This window comes from Crossiella sp. CA-258035, assembly GCF_030064675.1.
Classification (GTDB): domain Bacteria; phylum Actinomycetota; class Actinomycetes; order Mycobacteriales; family Pseudonocardiaceae; genus Crossiella.
On record NZ_CP116413.1, the window covers coordinates 3014474 to 3029898 of the forward strand.

Sequence of the window (15425 nt, forward strand, 5' to 3'; positions counted from 1 at the left end):
CTGAGGAGGGGAAATGTCGACCAAGCAGGACCAGACCGAGCACATCGCGGAGGCCCTCGCGGCCCTGGGGCCGGCGGTCGCGGAGATCACCGAGCCGCAGCCGCCCAAGCTGCTCTGGGAGCTCGGCGGCCGGCAGCACTGGGCGGTCAGCAGGCACGCCGACGCGGTCGCGGTGCTGGCCGCGCCGCAGACCACGGTGCGCATTCACCAGCCGGAGACCTCGGCGGAGGCGCCGGCGGGGGAGATCGGCGAGGCGCTGATGGCCATCGGCGCGTTGATCGGCGGCTCGATGCTGCACCTGGACCCGCCGGAGCACACCCGGCAGCGCAAGCTCGTGGTGCGCGCCTTCAGCGCCCGCCGGGTGGACGCGCTGCGGCCGCGGATCGAGCAGATCACCGCCGAGCTGCTGGACCGGCTGGCCGGGCGCACCGAACCGGTCGAGCTGGTCGAGGAGTTCGCCTTCCAACTGCCCATCACGGTGATCTGCGAGCTGCTCGGCACGCCGGTGCAGGACCGCGCGCTGTTCCGGGACTGGTCGCACGCGATGACCGCGCTGTTCGCCGACCTGGCCCAGGCGCCGGTGCACATCCCGAAGCTGCTGGAGATGGGGGAGTACCTGCGCGAGTTGATGGTCCGCAAGCGCGGCGACGCGACGGCGGCGGACCTGCTCGGCGACCTGGCCGCGGTGGAGGTCGACGGCCAGGCGCTCACCGACGCGGAGATGGTCGCGATGGCCGCGCTGCTGATCTTCGCCGGGCACGAGACCACCACCCACCTCATCTCCCTCGGCATGCGCGCCCTGCTCACCCACCCCGACCAGCTCCAGCTGCTGCGCGAGCGGCCCGAGCTGCTCAACCCGGCCATGGACGAGCTGCTGCGCTTCGACGGCCCGATCAACCCCGGCCTCAACCGGGCGCTCACCGAGGACCTGCGGCTGGGTGAGACGGTGATCCCGGCGGGCAGCGCGGTGTTCATCGCGGTGCCGGTGGCCAACCGGGACCCCGAACTGTTCGCCGAGCCGAACCGGCTGGACGTCACCAGGGACGCGGGCAAGCACCTCGGCTTCGGCCACGGCATCCACTTCTGCCTCGGCGCGCGGCTGGCCAGGCTGGAGGGCGAGGTGGCCATCGGCACCTTGATCCGGCGGTTCCCGGAGATCAGGCTCGCGGTCCCTGCGGAGGAGCTCAAGCTGCGGGTCAGCGGCATGCGCGCCCTGGCCGGGCTGCCCGTGTACCTGAACTGATCTTCACAGGGGTCATACCCAACGCGGGGTTTGCTGTGTACCGGCACAAGTGGGGTATGTGCCGGTACACAGTTCTTCGTTCTAGGAGGTTCGCCAGTGACCGAGCCCGGGTACGCCGAGGGCGCGGCCGCGACCACGCCCGCGCGCGACGCACAGCTGCTCGAGCGCACCGTGTTCGAGGTCAAGCGCGTCATCGTCGGCCAGGACCGGTTGGTCGAGCGCATGCTGGTGGGCCTGCTGGCCAAGGGACACCTGCTGCTGGAGGGCGTGCCCGGCGTGGCCAAGACCCTCGCGGTGGAGACCTTCGCCAAGGTCGTCGGCGGCTCCTTCTCCCGCCTGCAGTTCACCCCCGACCTGGTGCCGGCCGACATCCTCGGCACCCGCATCTACCGGCAGGGCACCGAGAGCTTCGACGTGGAGCTCGGCCCGGTGGTGGCCAACTTCGTGCTCGCCGACGAGATCAACCGCGCGCCCGCGAAGGTGCAGTCGGCGATGCTGGAGGTGATGGCCGAGCGGCACGTCTCCATCGGCGGCCAGACCTTCCCGATGCCCAGCCCGTTCCTGGTGCTGGCCACCCAGAACCCGATCGAGAACGAGGGCGTCTACCCGCTGCCGGAGGCGCAGCGCGACCGCTTCCTGTTCAAGATCATCGTCGAGTACCCGACCGCCGAGGAAGAGCGCGAGATCGTCTACCGGATGGGTGTCACCCCGCCGGAGCCGTCCCAGGTGCTCAGCCCCGAGGAGCTGTCCCGGCTGCAGGGCGTGGCCAGCAAGGTCTTCGTGCACCACGCGCTGGTCGACTACGTGGTCCGCCTGGTGCTGGCCACCCGCGCGCCGGCGGAGAACGGCCTGGGCGACGTGGCCGGCTGGATCGCCTACGGCGCCTCCCCGCGCGCCACCCTGGGCATCGTGGCCGGCGCCCGCGCGCTGGCCCTGGTCCGCGGCCGTGACTACGTGCTGCCGCAGGACGTGGTGGACGTGGTGCCGGACGTGCTGCGGCACCGCCTGGTGCTCTCCTACGACGCGCTGGCCGACGGCGTGCCCATGGACCACCTGGTCTCCAGGGTGTTGCAGACCGTGCCGCTGCCCCAGGTCTCCGCGCGCCCGCAGCTGCCGCAGCACGCGCCCGTGCCGCAGGCGCCCGTCGTCCCGCAGGCCGCGCCGGTCCAGCGCCCGTGACCGGCACGCCCAGCCCCGAGCACCCCGACGCCGGGCCGGTCCGCGCCACCCGGCCGTCCTGGGCCCCGCCAGCGCTGGACGAGGCGCGCCTGGACGTGGCGCTGCGCACCCTGGAGCTGACCGTCAAGCGCAGGCTGGACGGGCTGTTGCAGGGCAACCACCTCGGCCTGGTGCCCGGTCCCGGCACCGAGCCCGGCGAGGCGCGGCCGTACCAGCCGGGCGATGACGTGCGCCGGATGGACTGGGCGGTCACCGCGCGCACCACCGTGCCGCACATCAGGGAGACGGTGGCCGACCGCGAGCTGGAGACCTGGGTCGTGGTCGACCTCTCGCCCAGCCTGGACTTCGGCACCGCCGCCTGCGAGAAGCGGGAGCTGGCGGTGGCCGCGGTCTCCGCGGTGACCCACCTGACCGGGGGCGGCGGCAACCGGATCGGCGCGATCGTCTCCACCGGCGAGCACACCGAACGCGTGCCCGCCCGCGGCGGCCTGGCGCACGGCAGCGGGCTGCTGCGCCGGATCGCGCAGACCAAACGCGCCCCCGACGGCACCCGCGGCGACCTGGCGCTGGCCCTGGAACAGCTGCGCCGCCCGCCCCGGCGGCGCGGCCTGGCCGTGGTGATCTCCGACTTCCTCGGCCCGCTGACCTGGGAGCGCCCGCTGCGCGCGCTCTCCGCCCGGCACGACCTGCTGGCCATCGAGGTGCTCGACCCGCGAGACGTGGAGCTGCCCGACGTGGGAACCGTCGTCCTGTCCGACCCGGAGACCGGCAAGCAGCGCGAGGTGCACACCACCCCGTTGCTGCGCAAGGAGTTCGGCGCCGCGGCCGCCGCGCACCGGGAGCAGGTGGCCACCGTGCTGCGGGGCGCCGGCGCCGGTCACCTGGTGCTGCGCACCGACTCCGACTGGGTGGCCGACACGGTCCGTTTTGTGGTCGCCCGCAAGCGCCGCTGGTCGGGAGGGGTGGCCTGATGTTCGGGCTCAGCCTGCGCGGGTTCACCGCGCCGTGGTGGTTCCTGCTCGCGATCGCGGTCGCCGTGCTGGTCGTGGTGTACCTGCTGGTGCAGCGCAGGCGGCGGCGCTACGTCATGCGCTTCACCAACCTGGAGCTGCTGGAGAAGGTCATCCCCAAGCGGCAGAACTGGGTCCGGCACGTGCCGCCCGCGCTGCTCGGGGTCGCGCTGCTGCTGCTCACCATCGCGCTGACCGGGCCGACCTCCGAGCAGCGGGTGCCGCGCAACCGGGCCACCGTGATGCTGGTGATCGACGTGTCGCTGTCCATGCAGGCCACCGACATCACGCCGACCCGGCTGGACGCGGCGAAGAAGTCCGCGAAGTCCTTCACCGACGGCCTGACCAAGGGCGTCAACCTGGGCCTGATCTCCTTCGCCGGTTCCGCGGTGGTGCTGGTCTCGCCCACGGTGGACCGCAAACCGGTGGCCGAGGCCATCGACACGCTCAAGCTCGGCCCGGCCACCGCCACCGGTGACGCGCTGAACGCGGCGATGGCCACCATCGAGTCCTTCGGCAAGCTGCTCACCGGCGCCGACGGCCCGCCACCGGCGCGCATCGTGCTGATGACCGACGGCAAGAAGACGGTGGGCGCTGACCCGGTCGAGGTAGCGCAGCGGGCCGGGAAGGCCAAGATCCCGGTTTCCGCGATCGCCTTCGGCACCGACTACGGCACCATCGAGAGCGAAGGCCGCACCACCCAGGTCCCGGCCGACGTGGAGACCATGAAGGAGATCGCCGAGGCCTCCGGCGGCGACTTCCACAAGGCGGACAGCGCCGAACAGCTGCAGAAGGTCTACGACACCCTGGGCGAGCAGATCGGCTACGAGACCAAGGAGAACGACGCCAGCCGACCCTGGCTGATGCTCGGCACCCTGGCATTGATCATCGCCGCGGGCACCTCGCTGCTGATCGGCCAGCGCCTGCCCTGAACCACCGCTCGCCACGGCCGGGCTACCCGGCCGTGGCGAGGTGGCCTCACCAGGCGATCGGCATGGTCCGCGGTCCGCGCACGATCATCCGGTTCTTCCAGGTGATGTCCCCGGCCAGGTGCAGCCCCGGCAGCCGGGTCAGCAGCACCCGCAGCGCCTCCTGCAGCTCCATCCTGGCCAGCATTGCGCCGAGGCAGTGGTGCACGCCGTGCCCGAAGCCGAGGTGCTGGATGTTCGTCCTGGTCACGTCGAGCACGCCGGGCTCGGTGAACTTCAGCGCGTCCCGGTTGGCCGAGCCCACCGACACCAGCACCGGCTCACCCGCCTTGACCAGCACCTCGCCCACGTGCACGTCCTCGGTGGCGTAGCGCGGGAAGCTGGCGCCGACGCCCAGTGGCACGAACCGCAGCAGCTCCTCCACCGCGTTCGGGATCAGCTCCGGCTCGGCCTGGAGCTTCTTCAGCTGGTCCGGGTGCTCCAGCAGCATCCACAGGAAGTTCGGGATCTGGGTCGCGGTGGTCTCGTGTCCGGCGACCAGGATGCCCACGCACAGGTCGATGAGCTCCAGCTCGGTCAGCCGGTCGCCCACGTCGCGGGCCTCGATCAGCGCGGTCATCAGGTCGTCCCGCGGCTGCTCGCGGTGCTCGGCGATCAGCCCGGCCATGTAGCCGCGCAGGTCCTCCTGGTTCTGCTCCATCTCCTGCGGGGTCAGCCCCGAGGTGGACAGCGCGGCGTCGCTCCACACCCGGAACTGCGGCCGGTCCTCCGGCGGCACGCCGAGCAGCTCGCAGATCACCACCACCGGGATGGGCAGCGCGTACTCCTCCACCAGGTCGGCCGGCGGGCCCTGCTCGATCAGCCCGGCCACCAGGTCCTCGGCCAGCTGGGCCACCCTGGGCCGCAGCGCCTCGACCCGGCGCATGGTGAAGCCCTTGGCGGCCAGGGTGCGCAGCCGGGTGTGGTCCGGCGGGTCCATGCCCAGGATGCCGCCGGGCCGGACCACGGGCACCGACCGGGGCGCGTCCCTGGTCTCGGCCATCGCGCGGCTGAACCGCTTGTCGCCCAGCACGAACCGGGCGTCGGCGTAGCGGGTGGCCAGCCAGGCGGGCTCGCCGTAGGGCAGTCGCACGCGCAGCATGCCGGGGGTGTTGCGGATCTGTTCGTAGAGGTCGGACAGGCCGAGGCCCTCGGCTTCGTTGAACGGGTACGGGATCGGGTCCAGATCCCTGGCGGCGGCAGGTGTGGTGGTCATGTGCGAGCTCCCGACGTGGCTTTGTAAGCACTCGCTTACAAAGTTAGGCCGGTGTGGGTGAACCGTCAATGCGCGATCGGGTGGAGTCGGTTCCCGCCACCTGGCTCTGGTGGCGGTGGGCACTAAGAGGCAGAATTTTTGCCCTATTCCCCCCGGTTTACGCCGAACGGGTGGGTGGCCAAGTGGTCTATACCGCTACTCTCGGTACTAGCCCGATGTGAGCCACGCCATGGGTAGGGGGCCCTATGAGCGGCGAAGAGGATCGCGATCCGCCGATCCCATCCTCGACCTGGGACGAACCCGAGATGCGCATGGCGCTGGTGCGCCGCGATATCTCCCGTGTTTACCAGCTGTTGCGCCGCCTCGGCATCACTCAGAAGCGTATTGCCGCCCGGACCGGACAGTCGCAGTCCGAGGTCTCCGAGATCACCAAGGGCCGTCAGGTGATGGCCTATGACGTGCTCGCCCGTATAGGTGAAGGGTTAGGCATTCCGCGTGGTTACATGGGGATGGGTTACTCACCTGGAGTAGCCGTGGATGGGCCATCCGGCGGGAGGGAGGACGAGGACGTGCAACGCCGCAGGTTCCTCGCCGCCGCCGCGAGCGCTGTCGTCGGTGCGACGTTGGACTTCGGCTGGGGGCAGCTGGGGCCGTTGCGCGATGTGGCCAGCCCGACCCCCGTGCCGGGGCGGCTGGGACTGGAGGACGTACGGCGGATCGAGGCTGCGACGGGGGCGTTGAAGGCCCTGGACTACCAGCAGGGCGGGGGGTCGGTCCGAGACGCGGCGATCGCGCATGTCTCCTGGTGCAGACGATTGCTCTCCGCGGACTGCACCGAGGCCGTGCGCGAGCGGCTGCTCAGCGCGGTGGCCGGCGCGCACCGCTTCGCCGGCTGGACCTCCTTCGACGTCGGCCTGGCCGATGCCGCCCGCTACCACTACGTGCAGGCGGTCGAGCTGGCCAAACAGGCCGATGACCACGGGCTGATGTGCAGCGTGCTCTACGCCGCGGCCCGGATCGAGCTGCACAACGGCGCGGTCAACGACGCGCTGAAGCTGTTCCAGCTCGGCGAGATCCCGGCCGCGGACGCCGCCGACGCGCACGCCGGCGCGGTGCTCGCGGCCAACCAGGCCTGGGCCTACGGCCGCCTCAACCGGCCCGACCTGGCGGCCTCGGCGATGGCCCGCGCGCGCCGGGACTTCGCCCGCGCCCAGGAGTACGGCGAACCGGAACGACCCACCTGGGCCGCCTTCTTCACCGCCGCGGACCTGGCCGCCAGCGAGGGCATGATGCACCTGGAGATGCGCGACGGCGACCCGTTCCGGGCCATCCCGCTGTTCGAGCACTCCATCGGCCTGCGCACCGCGCTGACCGCGCGCAGCCAGACCTTCGAGCGGATCGCCCTGGCCACCGGGTATCTGCGCGCGGGGGACCACCGGCTCGGCGTGCCCGCGGCGGTCGCCGCGGTCTCCGCCGCCGAACAGCTCCAGTCCCGCCGGGTGCTGGACCGGCTCACTCCGCTGAAGGAGGAGGCGGCCCGCCGCCGGGACCCGGACTGCCAGCAGTTGGTGCACGAGATCACCACGGTGCAGTCGCAGTACGCGGCCTAGGGCGCGCCTGGCCCGGCCTCCCGCTGGGCCAGGACCCGCTCCAGTCCGGTGATCAGCAGGTCCAGCCCGAACTCGTACTGGGCGTCGCCGTTGCTGCGGTTGAGCTCCGGCACCAGGTCCACCAGGGTCGGATACCTGGCGCGGGACAACGAGTCCATCGTCTCGCGCAGCTGGCGGCGGCCCTCCCGGTCGGCCAGCTGGCGGCTCAGCTGCACCTCCCAGGCGGCCACCCCGAGCACGTGGTTGAACAGGGTCAGGTAGGCCCGCGCGGCGGCGTCGCGGTCGAACCCGGCCGCGCGCAGCATGCTGAGCAGCGCCTCCACCGCGTGCGGCACCTCGTGCCCGGCCAGCGGGCGCGCGGTGAACAGCTGGACCAGGCACGGGTGGGCCAGCATCATGCCGCGGATGCCCCGGCAGGTCAGCCGGACCCGCTCCTGCCAGGTGTCCCCGCCCAGCTGGATCGGGTTCAGGGCCATGGCGTGGTCGCGCACCGCGTCCAGCAGCTCGTCCCGGCCGCGGAAGTAGGTGTAGAGGGCCATCGGGCCGACGCCGAGCCGCTTGGCCAGTCCGCGCATGCCGAAGGAGTCGACGCCCTCGGCGTCCATCAGTTCCAGCGCGGTGCGCACGATCAGCTCGGGGTTGAGCGTGTTGCGGGGCGCTCTCTTGCGCTGGAGCTGTTCGGTCATGGTTGCCTCCTCCTTACTGTACAACGTACTGTACGGCGTAAGTTAGACGTCGGCACTGGGGCAGGCAGAGGGAGCGGCACGTGCGCGCGGTACAGATCACCGAGTTCGGCGGACCCGAGGTCATGGCCCTGGCCGAGCTGCCGGACCCGGTCGCGGCGGAGGGGCAGGTGCTGGTCGAGGTCGACCGCGCAGGCGTCAACTACGGCGACACCCACAACGTGGAGAACTCCTACCTGGCCCCGGCGAAGCTGCCGCTGATCCCCGGCGGCGAGGTCATCGGCCGCACCGCCGAGGGGCGCAGGGTGATCGCGCTGATCGACTCCGGCGGCTACGCCAGCAAGGTCGTCGCCGCGCCGGAGCGCCTGTTCGCGGTGCCCGAGGACATCTCGCACGGCGACGCGCTGGCGCTGATCTGCCAGGGCACCACCGCCTGGCACATCCTCAGGACCTCGGCCCGGATCCAGCCCGGCGAGTCCGTGGTGGTGCACGCCGCCGCCGGTGGCGTCGGCTCCCTCGCGGTGCAGCTGGCCAAGGTCTTCGGCGCGGGCACCGTGATCGCCACCGCCTCCACCGAGGACAAGCGCAAGCTGGCTCTGGACCTCGGCGCGGACGCCGCGGTCGACGGCGACCCCGACGGCCTGGCCGAGCGGCTGCGGGAAGCCAACGGCGGCAAGCGGATCGACGTGGTCCTGGAGATGGTCGGCGGGCCGGTCTTCGACGCCTCGCTGAGCGTGCTGGCCCCATTCGGCCGGATCGTGGCCTACGGCAGCGCGGGCCGGGTGCAGCCCACCCCGGTGCTGCCGGCCAAGCTGATGCGCGGCTCGCTGTCCATCGTCGGCTTCTGGCTGATCGACTGCCTGCGGAACCCGGCCGAGCTGGTCCAGGCCCCCTTCGACGAGATGGTCGAGCTGGTGCGGGAGGGCAAGCTGCGCCCGCAGATCGGCGGCGAGTACCCGATGTCGGCCGCCCGCACCGCGCACGAGGACCTGCGCGCCCGCCGCACCGTCGGCAAGCTCGTGCTGGACCCGGCCCAGTGACCGCGCTGCGCGATCTCACCGGCAAGGTCGCCGTCATCACCGGCGCGGCCGGTGGCATCGGCACCGCGCTGGCGCACACCTTCGCCGCCCAGGGCGCGCGGCTGGTGCTGTCCGATGTGGACGGTGACGCGCTGGACGCGCTGGTGGAGTCCTTCGGGGACAAGGCCATCGGCGTCCGGGCCGACGTGGCCAAGGCCGAAGACCTGGAAGCCCTGGCCGAGCGGACCTACGCGGAGTTCGGCGCCGCGCACATCCTGTGCAACAACGCGGGCATCGGCACCTCCAACCTGTTCTGGCGGATCAGCCTGGCGGAGTGGAAGCGCGCGATCGAGGTCAACCTGTGGGGCGTCATCCACGGGATGCACGCCTTCCTGCCCAGGATGATGCGCCAGGACCAGGGCCACATCGTCAACACCGCCTCCATGAGCGGCCTGCTGGCCGGCATGGGCACCAGCGCCTACGCCGCGACCAAGCACGCGGTGGTCGGCCTGACCGAGACGGTGCAGCACGAGCTGGTGCTCACCGGCTCGCCGCTGCGCACCTCGGTGCTGTGCCCGGCCTGGACCCGCTCCAACATCGCGGCCAGCACCCCGCCCGCGGCGGGGGAGGGGCCGGAGGCGGAGCTGATGGCCAAGTCCAGCGCGGCGATCAGCGCCGCGGTGCGCGCGGGCAAGCCCGCCGAGGAGGTCGCCGGGGCGGTGCTGGACGCGGTGCGGGAACAGCGGTTCTGGGTGCTCACCCATCCGGAGTTCTCGCCGGTGGTCACCGACCGGTTCGCCAGGGCGGTCACCGGCGCGGACCCGGTGGTGCCGCCGGTGATCCCCAAGCAGCGCTGACTCAGCCGTGCAGCTCGCGGTACACCGCCGCGGCCCCCGGGTGCAGGGGGATCGCGGCGGTGCTGATCAACGTCCGCTGGTCCAGGAACTGGATGCCCAGCGCCTCCTGCGGGATCAGCCGGTCCGCCCTGGTCAGCAGCACCCTGGTCACCGCCGCCGCCACCTCGGCGGGCAGGTCTTCCCGGCACACCACCAGGTTCGCCACCCCGATGGTCGGCACCGCCCGTGGCGCGCGGTACACCCCGCTGGGCACCGACACCTGCTCGTACACCGGCCCGTGCGCCTCGCGCAGCGCGGGCAGCACGTCCTCCAGCGGGAGCAGGCGGATCGGGGTGCGGATGTCCAGCTGTTCCAAGGCCGGGGTGGGCACGCCGCCGGACCAGACCAGGGCGTCCACCGAGCCCTCGGCCAGTGCCGAGGCCGCCTCGGCCAGGCGCAGCTGCGGGCCGGGCGTGAGGTTCAGCCGGGCGGTGATCCGCTGGGCGAGCAGGGCCGCGCCGGAACCCGGTGCGCCCATCGCGATCCGGCGGCCCGCGAGGTCGGCCATCCGGCGGGCCGGGCTGGCGGCCGGGACCGCGACCTGGAGGTAGTTCTCATAGATCCGGCCCAGCGCGCGCAGTGACACCGGCTCGGTGAACGGGCTGGTGCCACTGGCGGCGGCCTCGCAGGCGTCGGCGTGCGCCAGCGCCAGGTCGACCTGCCGCGCGCCGAGCTGACGCAGGTTGTCCACGCTGGCCTGGGTCTGCGCCGGGGTGCAGCGCAGGTTCGGGGCCGCCGCGGAGACCTCGGCGGCCAGCCGGGTGGCGAAGGCCAGGTACGGGCCGCCGGGTTCGCCCGCGCCGATGGACAGCGGCCGCGCCGGACCGGTGTAGTCGGCGGCGGTGCAGGCCGCGGCGGCCAGCGGGAGGAGCAGGAAGGCGCGGCGGGACAGGTTCATCCGGCCGCCCTGGGGAGTCCGATGTGGACGGACAGACCGTGCGGCTCGGCCCGGTGCAGGCTCAGCTCGCCGCCGTGCGCGGTGAGCAGCTGTTCGGCGATGGCCAGGCCCAGCCCGCTGCCCCGGCTGCCGCGGTGCCCCTGGGACCGCCAGAACCGTTCGGTGGCCAGCGCCAGCTCCGCGGCGGAGAGGCCGGGTCCGGTGTCGGTGACGGTCAGCCGCAGCAGTTCGGGCTCGGTCAGCAGGCGCAGGGTGACCGTGGCGCCGGACCCGGCGTACTTGATCGCGTTGTCCAGCACCACGTCCAGGACCTGGGCCAGCTCCTCGGCCGGGAACGCGGCCAGCACCGGGGTGGCCGGGGCGGCGCCGACCCGCAGGGTGATCCCGGCCGCCTCGGCCGCGGCCGACCAGGCGTCCCTGCGGTCGGCCAGCACCAGCAGTGGCTCGCAGTCGGCCGCGGGCTCCTCGGGGGCAGCGGGGGCGCGCAGCTCGGCGGCCCGGTTCTCCGCGCTGGCCAGGGTGAGCAGCCCGTCCAGCAACGACTCCAGCCGGTCCACCTCGCCGAGCACCGACTGGTAGGAGCGCTGCGCGGGCTCGGCCACCGAGGGGCCGAGCGCGTCCACCCGCAGCCGCAGCGCGGTCATCGGGTTGCGCAGCTGGTGCGATGCCTCGGCGACCAGGCGGCGCTGCCGTTCGGCCGCGTCGGAGACCGCGTCCGACATCTGGTTGAACGCCGCGGCCACCGTGCGCAGCTCACTCGGCCCGTGCACCGCGACCTGGGCGTGCGGCTCCCCGGAGGCGACCGCGCGCACCCCGCGTTCCAGCTCCCGCAACGGCCGCAGCACCCAGCGGGAGACCCCCAGCGCCAGTGCGGCGCAGGCGATCGCGGCGGCCAGCGCGCCCAGCAGCACCACCACCCAGCGGCGCGCGATGTCACCCGCCGCCGCGGTCACCGAGGCACGCAGCACCACCGCGCCGGTGACCCGGATGCCGGTGCCGACCGGCCGGGCCAGCAGCACCGGCTCCGCCGACCACGGCGTCAGCGAGTCCACTGTGGACGCTCGCTCGTTGCGCAGCGCGCCGTCGACCAGGCGCACCACCGCCGGGTCGGCCGGGCGCAGGTCGCCGGTGGCCACCAGGGACTGCCGCCGGGTGTCCACCACCAGCACCGCCTCGCCGTAGAGCTCGCCGTAGCGGCGGACCTCCGCGGTCAGCGTGCCCAGGTCGGCGGTGGCGTTGGCGGTGTCGGCCAGCGCGGCGAAGCGGTCCAGGTCCGCGGTGCGGGAGAGCAGCAGCTGCTGGGTGCGTTCGGCCGCGGTGCTCATCAGCAGCGGCCAGGCGAAGGCGGCCACCGCGAGCACCGCGAAGGCCAGCAGCGCCGCCAGCAGCCGCCCGCGCACTACAGCTCCAGCCGGTAGCCGAAGCCGCGGATGGTGCTGATCAGGTTGGGGCGGCCCAGCTTGGCCCGCAGCTGCGCGATGTGCACGTCCAGCGACCGGGAGATCGCCACGTACGCGTCCCCCCACAGCTCGTCCATCAGCTGCTGGCGGCTCACCGCCGCGCCCGCGCGGCGGGCCAGCGCGGCCAGCAGGTCGAACTCCTTGGCGGTCAACGAGACCAGGTCACCGCCCACCTCGACCCGGCGGCTGGCCAGGTCGATGCGTACATCGCCCGCGGTGATCTCCTCGGGCGGATCGGCCGCGCTGGCCCGGTGCGCGGCGCGGCGGGTGACCACGTCCATCCGGGCCAGCAGCTCGGCCAGCCGGACCGGTTTGACCAGGTAGTCGTCGGCCCCCAGGCGCAGTCCGCGCACCACGGAGCGTTCGTCGCCGCGGGCGGTCAGCACCATCACCGGCACCGAGGTGACCCGGCGCAGCTTGTGCAGCACCTCCAGGCCGTCGCCGTCGGGCAGGCCCAGGTCCAGCAGCACCAGGTCCGCCTCGCGGTGGCCGGTGAGGGCGTCCGCGCCGTGCCGGACCCGGCGCGGCTGGTGGCCGTGCGCGGTGAGGACTTCGACCAGGGCCTCGGCGACCCCGTCGTCGTCCTCCACCAGCAGCACCTTCATGCCGGGCAGCCTATTTGGGCTGGCCGACCTCGTACTCACCGGAGTCGTTGGTCACCTTCACCGGCACCTGCCGCTGCTTGCCGTCGATGCTGGCGGTGCAGGTGAAGGTGTTGCCCGCCTTGATCGCGGGCTGGTTCGGGCAGGTCACCCCGGTGACCTTGGCGATGCCGAAGTTCTCGGTCAGCACCTTCTGCACGCCCTGCTGGACCGCCTTGGTGTCGAGCACCTTGCTGGTGAACACGCCCAGCACGGCCAGCACGCCGAAGACCACGCCGATCAGCACCAGGCCGACGATCCCGTACAGCAGCGGCTTCTTCATGCCACCGTCGGACTTCTTCTTCGGCTGCTGCGGCCCGCCGTAGGGCGCGGAGCCGTACGGAGCGCCGCCGGGACCACCAGGGCCTTGCGGCTGCTGGTAACCGGGCTGCGGGGCGGGCTGGCCGCCCCACTGCGGCTGCTGGGGCTGCTGGTACGGGTTCGGCTGCTGCGGCTGGCCCCACTGCGGCTGCTGCGGCTGGTACGGGTTGTTCATCTCTGACCTCGGTTCTACAGCGCGGCGAGCCGGTTGAAGAAATCCTTGCGGGCGTTCACATCGGGCAGATCGGTGCGGTCCAGCGGCGAGGGCTCCGGCGGGAAGTCCTTCGCGGTGGCCTTGCCGAGGATCTCGTAGCCCACCTGGATCTCGATCTTCGGACCGCCCTTGTCCACGATCCCGTTGATCTCGATCTTCTTCAGCAGGCCCTGCGGGTCCAGCACCACCGTGGTGCGCAGGAAGGACTCCAGCATCGGCGGCGTCATCTGCTTCTTGTAGTCCTCCGGGAAGCTCAGCACCCGGTTGTCCACAAAGGCCTTCAGGGTGACCCCGGTGAGCAGCTCCGCGCTGCCGTCGGCCTGCTGCCGGTACTCCTTGACCAGCCCGGCCGGCGAGGACTTCTGGGTCGCCTTCATCGCGTCCTGCATGGCGCACACCGTCTGCACGCCGGTCAGCAGGCACACGTTGAAGCCGTCCTTGGGCGTGAAGGTCGGGAACCGCACCCACGGCGTGGTGGCCAGCGACCGGAACCGCTCACCCAGCAGCAGGTAGTCCCACTCCGAACCGCTCGGGTGGTACTGGTCCAGGTTGTCCTTCATCTCCTTGCTGGTGCGGGACTTGGTGAAGATCGCGGGCGGCTCCGGCTTGCCCTTGTCCGCCGCCTGGTAGCGGAAGACGTCGATCTCCTTGTCCGTCTTCTTCTCGTTGAACCGCCCGTGCCAGTACACAGTGGACTTCTCGTCCCTCGGCTTGACCAGCTCCTGGTCCAGCTTCTTGAACGCGCCGTCGAACTGACTGGCCATGTAGGCGCTCACCGCCTGCTGGTCGGCCAGCGCGAGACCGGGGGAGGCGCTGCTGCACCCGGACGCGGTCACCGCCAGCACCAGGGCACAGGCCACGCCGGTGGCCCGCCCGCTTCGCCGGTTCATCCTCATGCTCCCGAGTCCGCCTGCTTGTAGAGGTTGTGCGCCACCTGGCCGAGCACCGCGCCGGAGAGCGTCCTGGCGTTGCCCACCGAGGACACCGACACCACGATCCCCGCTCCGCGCCCCGGGTCGAACCGGGTGAACCACGGCCCGCCGGAACAGCCCGGCGTCATCACGCAGTTGATGGTGTAGTCGCCGAAGGGCCCCTTGACCCAGTTCGGCGAGGAGCAGTACCGCATCACCTTGCCGTCGAAGGGCGGCGCGGTCGGGTAGCCGATCGCGGTCAGCCCCTCGGCCATCACGCCGAAGGCCATGCCCTGCGCGCCCAGCGCGTCCTGGATCTTCTGCCCGTTCAGCGGCCGCATTCGCAGGAAGGCGATGTCGTAGGCCCAGCCCTCGCCGGAGGTGCCCCGGTCGGTGCTCTCCGCCTTGGTCATGAACTCGCGGGTGGTGTAGATCGACTCCGCCGCCCACTTGCCGTGCGGGGCCTGCCCGGCCCGGTCGCCCGGCACGAACATCACGTTGTCGGCCCACATCTTCTCGCCCTGGGTCTCCCAGATGCAGTGGCCGGCGGTGGCCACCAGGCTCTTCGACGGCGAGCTGACCACCGACGCGGAGCACACATACGGCTTTCCACCGAAGGTGTAGTACAACCGCCCGACCGTGGTCTCGCTCAGCCCGGCCCGCGACCACGCGTCACCGCGCGGATTGGTTCCGTTGGAGTCCGGTTTCACCTGACCGATGACCCCGTCGCTGGGCTGGACCACCACCTGGGCGCCCGGGTTCTCCTTCGGCACGTCGCTGCCGCCCTCGCTGGGCCCCGGCTGCTTGGGCCGGGCGTCCTTGAGCCGGTCGCTGTTCCAGTAGTCGTTGACCTGCTGCGGGGTCGAGGAGAAGGTCTTGCGCAGCTCCGAGGTCGGGCCGCCCTTGATCTCATCCGCGATGTTGCGGGTGGAGGGCCCAGCCTTCGGCTGCCCAGGTGAGACCTGGACGCAGGCGGTGAGCGCGGCGGCGGTGAACAACACCGCCACGACGGCACTCAGATGTCGCATCGTCAATACCCCAGATGGCCGTGAAACGCGGATACCGCGGGCAGATTAGCCCGATCGGAGCCACCGCACCCGGGGAAGTGGCGAAAAGCCCGCCGGGTGGGCGACGAACGCCACCCGGCGGGCCGGTT

Annotated in this window: 15 protein-coding genes; 7 read left to right on the forward strand and 8 right to left on the reverse strand. The window is 72.2% G+C overall.

The window, feature by feature from the left end:
- Positions 1 to 13 precede the first annotated feature (13 nt).
- The 4 genes from N8J89_RS13880 (at position 14) to N8J89_RS13895 (ending at position 4364) form a co-directional block, all read left to right on the forward strand.
- On the forward strand, positions 14 to 1243 hold the full coding sequence (locus N8J89_RS13880) for a cytochrome P450 family protein (protein ID WP_283664758.1): 1230 nt from the start codon (positions 14 to 16) through the stop codon (positions 1241 to 1243).
- 96 nt (positions 1244 to 1339) lie between these two features.
- Positions 1340 to 2422 carry an AAA family ATPase gene (locus tag N8J89_RS13885; protein WP_283664759.1) on the forward strand — a complete coding sequence of 361 codons (1083 nt, stop codon included), beginning with the start codon at positions 1340 to 1342 and terminating at the stop codon, positions 2420 to 2422.
- Positions 2419 to 3393 (forward strand): DUF58 domain-containing protein, encoded by a 975-nt coding sequence (locus tag N8J89_RS13890; RefSeq protein ID WP_283664760.1) that lies wholly within the window; start codon positions 2419 to 2421, stop codon positions 3391 to 3393. Before N8J89_RS13885 ends, N8J89_RS13890 begins: the two co-directional genes overlap by 4 nt.
- Complete coding sequence (locus N8J89_RS13895; RefSeq protein WP_283664761.1) at positions 3393 to 4364, forward strand: VWA domain-containing protein; 972 nt, start codon at positions 3393 to 3395, stop codon at positions 4362 to 4364. The genes N8J89_RS13890 and N8J89_RS13895 overlap by 1 nt, the downstream gene beginning before the upstream one ends.
- A gap of 46 nt (positions 4365 to 4410) precedes the next feature.
- On the opposite strand, the gene N8J89_RS13900 is transcribed toward N8J89_RS13895, so the two are convergent.
- Complete coding sequence (locus N8J89_RS13900; protein ID WP_283664762.1) at positions 4411 to 5616, reverse strand: cytochrome P450; 1206 nt, start codon at positions 5614 to 5616, stop codon at positions 4411 to 4413.
- 311 nt (positions 5617 to 5927) lie between these two features.
- Between N8J89_RS13900 and N8J89_RS13905 the strand changes: the two genes are divergently transcribed.
- A complete protein-coding gene (locus N8J89_RS13905) occupies positions 5928 to 7226 on the forward strand; it encodes a helix-turn-helix domain-containing protein (RefSeq protein WP_349497500.1) in 1299 nt (432 codons plus the stop codon).
- On the opposite strand, the gene N8J89_RS13910 is transcribed toward N8J89_RS13905, so the two are convergent.
- The gene (locus N8J89_RS13910; RefSeq protein ID WP_283664764.1) at positions 7223 to 7912 is read right to left on the reverse strand and encodes a TetR/AcrR family transcriptional regulator; all 690 of its coding nucleotides are present in this window, start codon (positions 7910 to 7912) and stop codon (positions 7223 to 7225) included. The genes N8J89_RS13905 and N8J89_RS13910 overlap by 4 nt on opposite strands.
- An 80-nt stretch (positions 7913 to 7992) precedes the next feature.
- Between N8J89_RS13910 and N8J89_RS13915 the strand changes: the two genes are divergently transcribed.
- Together N8J89_RS13915 and N8J89_RS13920 are read left to right on the forward strand one after the other, a co-directional pair.
- The gene (locus N8J89_RS13915) at positions 7993 to 8949 is read left to right on the forward strand and encodes a quinone oxidoreductase family protein (RefSeq protein WP_283664765.1); all 957 of its coding nucleotides are present in this window, start codon (positions 7993 to 7995) and stop codon (positions 8947 to 8949) included.
- Positions 8946 to 9785 (forward strand): SDR family NAD(P)-dependent oxidoreductase, encoded by an 840-nt coding sequence (locus N8J89_RS13920; protein ID WP_283664766.1) that lies wholly within the window; start codon positions 8946 to 8948, stop codon positions 9783 to 9785. The genes N8J89_RS13915 and N8J89_RS13920 overlap by 4 nt, the downstream gene beginning before the upstream one ends.
- Position 9786: 1 nt before the next feature.
- On the opposite strand, the gene N8J89_RS13925 is transcribed toward N8J89_RS13920, so the two are convergent.
- From N8J89_RS13925 to N8J89_RS13950, 6 genes are read right to left on the reverse strand one after another with little or no spacing between them, the layout of a single operon-like run.
- Entirely contained in the window at positions 9787 to 10722 is a 936-nt protein-coding gene (locus tag N8J89_RS13925) for a TAXI family TRAP transporter solute-binding subunit (protein ID WP_283664767.1), read from the reverse strand.
- Positions 10719 to 12122 (reverse strand): sensor histidine kinase, encoded by a 1404-nt coding sequence (locus N8J89_RS13930; protein WP_283664768.1) that lies wholly within the window; start codon positions 12120 to 12122, stop codon positions 10719 to 10721. Before N8J89_RS13930 ends, N8J89_RS13925 begins: the two co-directional genes overlap by 4 nt.
- On the reverse strand, positions 12122 to 12787 hold the full coding sequence (locus N8J89_RS13935) for a response regulator transcription factor (RefSeq protein WP_283664769.1): 666 nt from the start codon (positions 12785 to 12787) through the stop codon (positions 12122 to 12124). Before N8J89_RS13935 ends, N8J89_RS13930 begins: the two co-directional genes overlap by 1 nt.
- A gap of 10 nt (positions 12788 to 12797) precedes the next feature.
- Positions 12798 to 13319, reverse strand: coding sequence for a DUF4333 domain-containing protein (locus tag N8J89_RS13940; RefSeq protein WP_283664770.1), 522 nt, complete (start codon positions 13317 to 13319; stop codon positions 12798 to 12800).
- A gap of 14 nt (positions 13320 to 13333) precedes the next feature.
- The gene (locus tag N8J89_RS13945; RefSeq protein WP_283664771.1) at positions 13334 to 14248 is read right to left on the reverse strand and encodes a hypothetical protein; all 915 of its coding nucleotides are present in this window, start codon (positions 14246 to 14248) and stop codon (positions 13334 to 13336) included.
- 2 nt (positions 14249 to 14250) lie between these two features.
- The gene (locus N8J89_RS13950) at positions 14251 to 15297 is read right to left on the reverse strand and encodes a trypsin-like serine peptidase (RefSeq protein WP_283664772.1); all 1047 of its coding nucleotides are present in this window, start codon (positions 15295 to 15297) and stop codon (positions 14251 to 14253) included.
- Positions 15298 to 15425 lie beyond the last annotated feature (128 nt).

Bases quoted from the DNA above. Each gene is read 5' to 3' on its own strand.
- N8J89_RS13880 (WP_283664758.1), top strand. From the start codon at position 14: ATGTCGACCAAGCAGGACCAGACCGAGCACATCGCGGAGGCCCTCGCG.
- N8J89_RS13895 (WP_283664761.1), top strand. From the start codon at position 3,393: ATGTTCGGGCTCAGCCTGCGCGGGTTCACCGCGCCGTGGTGGTTCCTG.
- N8J89_RS13900 (WP_283664762.1), bottom strand. From the start codon at position 5,616: ATGACCACCACACCTGCCGCCGCCAGGGATCTGGACCCGATCCCGTAC.
- N8J89_RS13905 (WP_349497500.1), top strand. From the start codon at position 5,928: ATGGCGCTGGTGCGCCGCGATATCTCCCGTGTTTACCAGCTGTTGCGC.
- N8J89_RS13910 (WP_283664764.1), bottom strand. From the start codon at position 7,912: ATGACCGAACAGCTCCAGCGCAAGAGAGCGCCCCGCAACACGCTCAAC.
- N8J89_RS13925 (WP_283664767.1), bottom strand. From the start codon at position 10,722: ATGAACCTGTCCCGCCGCGCCTTCCTGCTCCTCCCGCTGGCCGCCGCG.
- N8J89_RS13935 (WP_283664769.1), bottom strand. From the start codon at position 12,787: ATGAAGGTGCTGCTGGTGGAGGACGACGACGGGGTCGCCGAGGCCCTG.
- N8J89_RS13940 (WP_283664770.1), bottom strand. From the start codon at position 13,319: ATGAACAACCCGTACCAGCCGCAGCAGCCGCAGTGGGGCCAGCCGCAG.
- N8J89_RS13945 (WP_283664771.1), bottom strand. From the start codon at position 14,248: ATGAACCGGCGAAGCGGGCGGGCCACCGGCGTGGCCTGTGCCCTGGTG.
- N8J89_RS13950 (WP_283664772.1), bottom strand. From the start codon at position 15,297: ATGCGACATCTGAGTGCCGTCGTGGCGGTGTTGTTCACCGCCGCCGCG.